The sequence below is a fragment of the Fructilactobacillus sp. X7R9C1 genome (assembly GCF_059901005.1).
The window spans coordinates 1-6434 of the sequence record NZ_JBWXVG010000016.1 but is presented as its reverse complement, the minus strand read 5'-3'; the positions used below and the strand labels follow the sequence as shown (position 1 = coordinate 6434).

5 protein-coding genes and 1 pseudogene are annotated in these 6434 nt (G+C 40.3%); 3 read left to right on the top strand and 3 right to left on the bottom strand.

Annotated features, from left to right (window positions below; translation table 11 throughout):
- Positions 1–198, top strand: a pseudogene (locus tag AC6UD0_RS06885) (dihydroorotase); the annotation flags it as partial.
- A gap of 54 nt (positions 199–252) precedes the next feature.
- On the opposite strand, the gene AC6UD0_RS06880 reads toward AC6UD0_RS06885, so the two are convergent.
- Complete coding sequence (locus AC6UD0_RS06880; RefSeq protein ID WP_500708587.1) at positions 253–759, bottom strand: type 1 glutamine amidotransferase domain-containing protein; 507 nt, start codon at positions 757–759, stop codon at positions 253–255.
- Between the two features lie 178 nt (positions 760–937).
- Here AC6UD0_RS06880 and AC6UD0_RS06875 point away from each other — a divergent pair, with 178 nt between their 5' ends.
- Entirely contained in the window at positions 938–1567 is a 630-nt protein-coding gene (locus AC6UD0_RS06875) for a hypothetical protein (RefSeq protein ID WP_500708585.1), read from the top strand.
- Positions 1560–2249 (top strand): hypothetical protein, encoded by a 690-nt coding sequence (locus AC6UD0_RS06870; protein WP_500708583.1) that lies wholly within the window; start codon positions 1560–1562, stop codon positions 2247–2249. Before AC6UD0_RS06875 ends, AC6UD0_RS06870 begins: the two co-directional genes overlap by 8 nt.
- 58 nt (positions 2250–2307) lie before the next feature.
- Here the strand turns inward: AC6UD0_RS06870 and AC6UD0_RS06865 are convergent, their stop codons facing one another.
- Both AC6UD0_RS06865 and AC6UD0_RS06860 read right to left on the bottom strand, forming a co-directional pair.
- Positions 2308–3414 (bottom strand): MFS transporter, encoded by a 1107-nt coding sequence (locus AC6UD0_RS06865; protein WP_500708581.1) that lies wholly within the window; start codon positions 3412–3414, stop codon positions 2308–2310.
- A 268-nt stretch (positions 3415–3682) separates the two neighbouring features.
- On the bottom strand, positions 3683–6434 hold a 2752-nt coding region (locus AC6UD0_RS06860; RefSeq protein WP_500708580.1), incomplete at its 5' end, for an LPXTG cell wall anchor domain-containing protein.

Genomic DNA, 6434 nt, shown 5'->3' with positions numbered 1-6434 from the left:
TCCTTCAATCTCTCAAAAGAAAACCAAATCAAGGTTGGTAATCACGCCAATTTCTCAGTCTGGAATCTCAATGCGCCGCATCAAATTACAACCAAAAACATGAAATCAAAGGGAATTAATTCGCCGTTTATTGGCAAGCAAGTCGACGCGCAGAACCTCATGACCTTTGTTAACGGCCAAATCGTTTATCACTCATAATTAAAAAAATGCTTTACGTAATTAAATACGTAAAGCATTTTTACTATTGCTAGTTTAAATTAAGTCTTCGACAATGGCAGCGTTGAACTGATCCAGATCAGCTGGCGTCCGACTCGTAATCAAGTGATGATCCTTTACAACCGGTTCATCTTTCACAATGGCACCAGCGTAGTAAATATCAGTTTGAACCGTCTTATAAGCGGTCATCGTGCGACCTTTAACCAGTCCCGTCTGCATGAACAATTGGGGACCATGACAAATTGCAAACGTTGGCTTGTCAGCTAACAAGAAACTTCTTGCAAATTTAACAAACCGTGGGTCACCCCGTAGTTGATCTGGTGAAAAGCCACCAGGAACTAGCAAAGCATCAAAACTTTCCGGCATAACATCGGCAATTCCAGCGTCAACCTTGGTCTTGTGTCCGTGTTTACCAGTAATCTCTTCGCCAGCCTTCTTATCGATGATCGTAATATCGTGACCAGCTTTTTTCAATGCTTCGACTGGTGAAGTCAATTCAACATCTTCAACGTCATTAGTTACAAGTACAGCTACTTTAGCCATTTCTTATCACTTCCTTATCTATAATTTTACATGGAATGAAATTTCAGGGAAAATATTTTGCTTAAAAATTTATCACAACTTTAGAATCAATGAAACTTAACGGAAATTTGATTTACACTTCTCACTTAAAGCCGCTATAATTAACGTAATTACATTTTCCAGAATTCGAGGGTATTTTATGAACAAGTCCAAACATGACGTCAACCTAGTTTGTGTGACGGTTGCATCCTGCATCATCTTCGTCTTAGTGATCCTGATAGGATGTCTGTTAGTCTCAACTCATCACGCCAAGGCTAAAAACCAACAACTTATGACCAAGATTAGGACAACCCGGCAGGAAACCAATACGTTAAACGCCAAAAAGACCGCGCAAAAAGTTCAAAAGCAGCACCAGACTGGTGTCGACATCACGGCCATTCAGAAAAATAACGACCAGGTCTACCAAAAGGCCATGAAGATGGCATACACGGCCAAATCAAGCAAACAGCGCCAAGCCGTTAGCAAGCAGTTCAAAAAGGATCGTTTCGATCCAACCCTTACTAAGACCATTCTAAGTACCAAGGGCCATAACCAAAAATACTTAAACCAAAAGATTGAGGACGTCTCCGTGAACAACGCTCGTTATGACAACCAATCGCAATCCTACAACTCGATGATCACCATTACCTTTGCATCAAAGAAGAGCAAGAAGCCAAACGTCTTGAATTACGTCGTTAACTACAACGTCAAGAAACGAAAGGCGACCCTCGTTGGAACTTCATGGACCAGCACGTTCGTGGCGTTAGGAGGTCAAGAAATCAATGGCTAAAAACAACAAATTTCACCTCAATAAAAACGTCAGTGTTCTAGCAATCATGTTCGTAACCATTGTCGTCTTGCTCCTCGCCATCTTCACCCTGATGATTCATAATGACACCATTAATACTCAGGTTAAAACCAATCAGACCACTCTTTCTGCCGAACAGAAAACGTACAACCAACGGTTTAACTCCCTAAACAAGCGTTATAAGAATCGTCTTTTAAACATCGACAATCAAAAGGCCGGCAGTATTCTGCAAAACCAACACATGGCTGACACGACCTACAAGAACCTAAACGAATTCTTCCAGATTTTCTATACCTACGACAACGATGACCAATTTCTGGCACGCCCTCAAGTCCTAAAGGAAGCTGGACTCATTGGACCAAATTACGCTAGCAACCAAAAGGTCTTTGGTAAACAAGGAAACAAACAGACCAAGGATAAGGTTAAAAGCATGGGCATCAAGAGTAAAATGGTCGGACTGCAGATGTACGACAATCCCAACAGTCCCGAAACGATTAAAAAGATTCGCGTTATCGTCACGTACGCAACCAAGTATAACCAAAATGGCGGTGACAACGTCGACAAGCTGGGTGACGTGCTGTATAACACCAAGACTAACCAAGTCCTAAGCTATCAGCCAATCGTGACCGTGGGCCACTCGTTAGTGACGAAGTGGGACCAATGAAAATAGCCTTCAGGAAATTCCCGAAGGCTATTTTTTTGAACTAATTTAACTTAATATTTTAATTTTGTTTTTTCCTCAATACTAATGGTATTAATATAAAAAATGGAATTAAATACATACTACTTAAGAAAAAAATATTATTAATGGGCAACTTTAGAAATGGGCTAATAAAGATTTGTGAAATTCCTACCCCAATATAAGACATCAAACCCACTATTCCATATCCATTATTTCTTGACGTAGGATTCTTTATTTTTGCCATTAGTGAATAATATATTCTAAATATCAACCCATATAAATATCCAAACAAAGTGCCGCTAAGATACGACAATATACTTAGATTACTGTAGGAAATAATTGCCATACTAATAATCATCCCTAAAGCAATAATAGTTAATGATTCCCAACTCGAATTAAAAAAGTGTGACCCTTGAGCGATGGAATAAAAAAGCCAAAACAGGAAATAGTAAATACCAACGGATAAATGAAGATGGCTAAAATAAATCGGAAGATAACTTATTATGGTCCCATAAGAGATAGCAATGGCAGTTAGAAACAAAAGTAGAACGGATAACTTTAAAGACATAAATTTAAATGGGACATTATTCGTATGAGTATTATCAGTGATAGTTGTTTGCTTATTAGATATCACCTTTATAACAAGTATTAATAAAAGGATTGCCAAAGCAAGCCAACTAAAAAGTAAAAGTTTAACAGACGACTTATATAATAATTCCGCAATCATTGGGCCAGTTGCTGATGATACAGCAGTGGTTATATTATATAAACCGATATTTTTCCCATTTGTTTTAACATTTTGCGTTTTTGTCAAAAGGTTTAATAATATCGGAGGAATTAATCCAATTCCTATTCCCAATAGTATAGATCCCACATAATAGAATAAGAAATTTTTAAAGAAAAGTAAGAAAATAACATATGTTGCACAAAATGATATGGTTCCAAATAAAAGTCTTAACTTTATTTTCCCTACCGAATGCCATACAGAAAGTCTTACAATTAAGACACTTATTGTAAAAACAAGCAGTATCTTACCAACATCTGAATAAGATTTTGTTAATGAAAAAACAAATATGGGTAACAAAGTGGTCAACATCATAAAGAGTAAATCAACTAAAAAGTTTGAACACAATAAAATTTTATTCATGTTAATTCTCCATTAGTTAAACTTAATATGTTTTCATTAATAGGCTCATAATATAAATTGAAATAAGTATACCGCATTGTTTAAAAGTGTAAGCAACCTAAGTCCACATAATTTAATTTAGACATAATAAAGCCCCACAAGTTGGACGATAAATTCAACTTGTGAGGCTTTTATACTTTCAGGAAATTCCTGAAGGCTATTTTTTTGAACTAATTTACTTTAATTAAACAAATTTTTCAAACTTCTCGTATTTAACCATGATACCGAGTTATTTGACCCGATGTTTTAAATCATGAAGTGCCAAAGCCATTGCTGAAGCAATAAAGCCAAGACCGATTAACTCGAGGATTAACGAGTCGTTCTCACCAGTTTGTGGCAAGTTCTTGGAATTCTGCTTAGCGTTCTTTTCTGAAGAATTGAAAGCCTGGTGAATGGCTTGCGTACTTTGCGGTTCGACTACTTGACTACCGTTCTGCTTCGTTGAAGCTTCTGGTGTACCGGTCTGACTATCATTATTTGGAGTTGCTGTAGATCCACCATTGTTAGTTGGTTGACCTGGCATGACAGAGCTGCCACTTGGTTGATTTGGAGTTACCGAGCTACCACCATTACCGTTGCCACCGTTATGACTTGGTGTAATCGGGTTAATGCCGTTGCCGCCATTGTTGCTTGGGTGGTTCGGGGTTGGTGCATTCTTAGGCAAAACCGTGACAGTAACAACCAATGTGTCCCCGTTTGAGGCGGTAATGATGACCTTGTATTGACCAGGAACTTCATTATTTACTTTAGAAGTGTCAATGCTTGTGATCGTTGCTTCTGTACCATTAGCATTGGTTGCTCTAGCACCGTAGGCAGCGGCATTGGTAGGAACTAGGTCACCAACGTGAATGGTGATTCCATGACCTTCAAGACTCGTCTTATCCGCTAAGACGGTCACCGTTACTACTAATTTCTTGCCATTTGATGAAGTAATGACAACAGGATATTGACCAGGAACCTTATTATTAACCTTGGAAGTGTCGACGTTAGTGATACTTGCTTCTGTACCGTCTGTGTTAGTGGAACTAGCACCATAAGCTTGTGGGTCAGTTGGGACCTGACCGCCAACGTAAATAGTTAAGCCGTGTCCCACTAACGTTGCTTCGTCAGGGAGCACTGTAACCGTGACACCCAGTTTTTCACCATTGTTGGCGGTAATCGTTACCGGATAAACGCCAGGAACCTCATTGTTTACTTTGGATACGTCAATGTTTGTGATCTGGGCTGGATTGCCGTCATAATCAGTTGCTTGAGCATCATATGCCGCTGGGTCGGTTGGAACTTTTTGACCAACGTAAATCTTGATGTTGTTAGCACTTAAGCGCGTGTGATTCTTTAAAACAGTAACCGTGACAGTGATACTTTCGCCATTATCTGAAGTAATGGTGACTGGATAATCACCCGGGATTTGGTTATTAACCTTTGAAACGTCAATCTTGGTAATCTTAGCGGGCTTCCCGTTTTTGTAGGTTGCTTTAGCACCATATGCACTTGGCCACGTTGGAACCTGTCTCCCAATTCTGATGCTGGTTCCATGAGCGGCAATGCTAATCCGACTCTTAACGACCGTGACGGTGACACCGAGTGTCTCACCATTGTCAGCGTGAATCCAAACTGGATATACTCCAGGGACCTGATTATTTACCTTCGACACATCAATCTTAGTAATTTTAGCCGGATTACCATCATAATCGGTCGCCTTGGCATCATACGCAGCTGGGTCAGTTGGAACCTGGTCGCCAGTATAGATGGTCAGGTTATGCGCACTTAAACTCGTGTGGTTAAAGAGCACGTGAACGTAGACCGTCTTGGTTAAACCGTTTGACGCACTGATAACAACCGGATAATCTCCCGCCTTAGTGTTATTGACTTTAGAAGTGTCAATCCCAGTAATCGTTGCCGGACTACCATCTGGGTTCAGAGCGGTCGCACCATAGGATTTAGCGTCGTCTGGAACGGCTTGCCCAATTCGAATACTGATATCGTGACCGGTAACCGCATCAGCGGGAATGGGAACAACGGTGACGGTTCTATTGAGTTGCGGACCATTAGGATCACTAGTACCCATTATTATGACGTGATAAGTCCCTGGCTTGTTGGCATCTACACCACCATAGACACCCCAAATGGCCATGCTAGGCCATGTTGGGTTTCCCATAATTGCGTCATAACTATCTGGATCGGAAAAATCAATATTAGTTGGATTTCCTTGATAGACGACAAGATTATTAGCGGTAAAATTAACCACTTGAACAATTCCAGTGGTCCAGACACTTCCATCAGAAAGGGTAAAACCATACTTGTATGTTCCAGGAACCTCATTATTAACATCTGAAACATCGATGGAAGTAACCGTTAATGGAGTGCCATTTACACTAGCAGTAATACTGTAGTCAGCGGGATCAGTCGGAACTGGCTGACCTTTCATAACATCAATGGCACCCGCCGTTATGTTATAAACCTTGTCACTTAACTGAACGTTTTTGGTCGTTTGTTTTGCCTGCTGATTAATCACTGCCGGTTGGTTAGTCTGAACGTTATTAGTGGTTTTCGGTGCTTGCTTTTCTGGAGCAACTACTTGTTTATTAAAATTGGCACCTTGATTATCATTTTTTTGACTAGCTTGATTAGCGGGTGCTGGGGCAGTCTTTTGGTCGGTTGTGTTTTGTTGGCCGTTATTTGGCTCTGGTTGAGTCGATTGATTTTTGCTTTGCGCATCGTTCTGACTAGCAGTGGCTTGGTTGTTAGTCGGTTGTGAATTTGTTTGAGCTGCTCTTTCGGTTTGACCGTTACCATTCTTTGCTGACGATTGGTCCACCTGCGCAGTGTTAGTCGTCGGTTTAGATGAATCAGTTTGTCCTGGTTGAGGACTGGCCATTGGAGCTGTCCCAGTGGTCTGACTAGTATTAGCTTGTGCTGCATTATCTTGCGTTTGAGTTACGGCTGAATTCGGCTTATTTTGATTTTCCGGTTGAGATTGA

What these genes read in the sequence shown, in the direction of transcription:
- AC6UD0_RS06865 (WP_500708581.1), bottom strand. Translation starts at nt 3,414, where the DNA reads ATGAATAAAATTTTATTGTGTTCAAACTTTTTAGTTGATTTACTCTTT.
- AC6UD0_RS06880 (WP_500708587.1), bottom strand. Translation starts at nt 759, where the DNA reads ATGGCTAAAGTAGCTGTACTTGTAACTAATGACGTTGAAGATGTTGAA.
- AC6UD0_RS06875 (WP_500708585.1), top strand. Translation starts at nt 938, where the DNA reads ATGAACAAGTCCAAACATGACGTCAACCTAGTTTGTGTGACGGTTGCA.
- AC6UD0_RS06870 (WP_500708583.1), top strand. Translation starts at nt 1,560, where the DNA reads ATGGCTAAAAACAACAAATTTCACCTCAATAAAAACGTCAGTGTTCTA.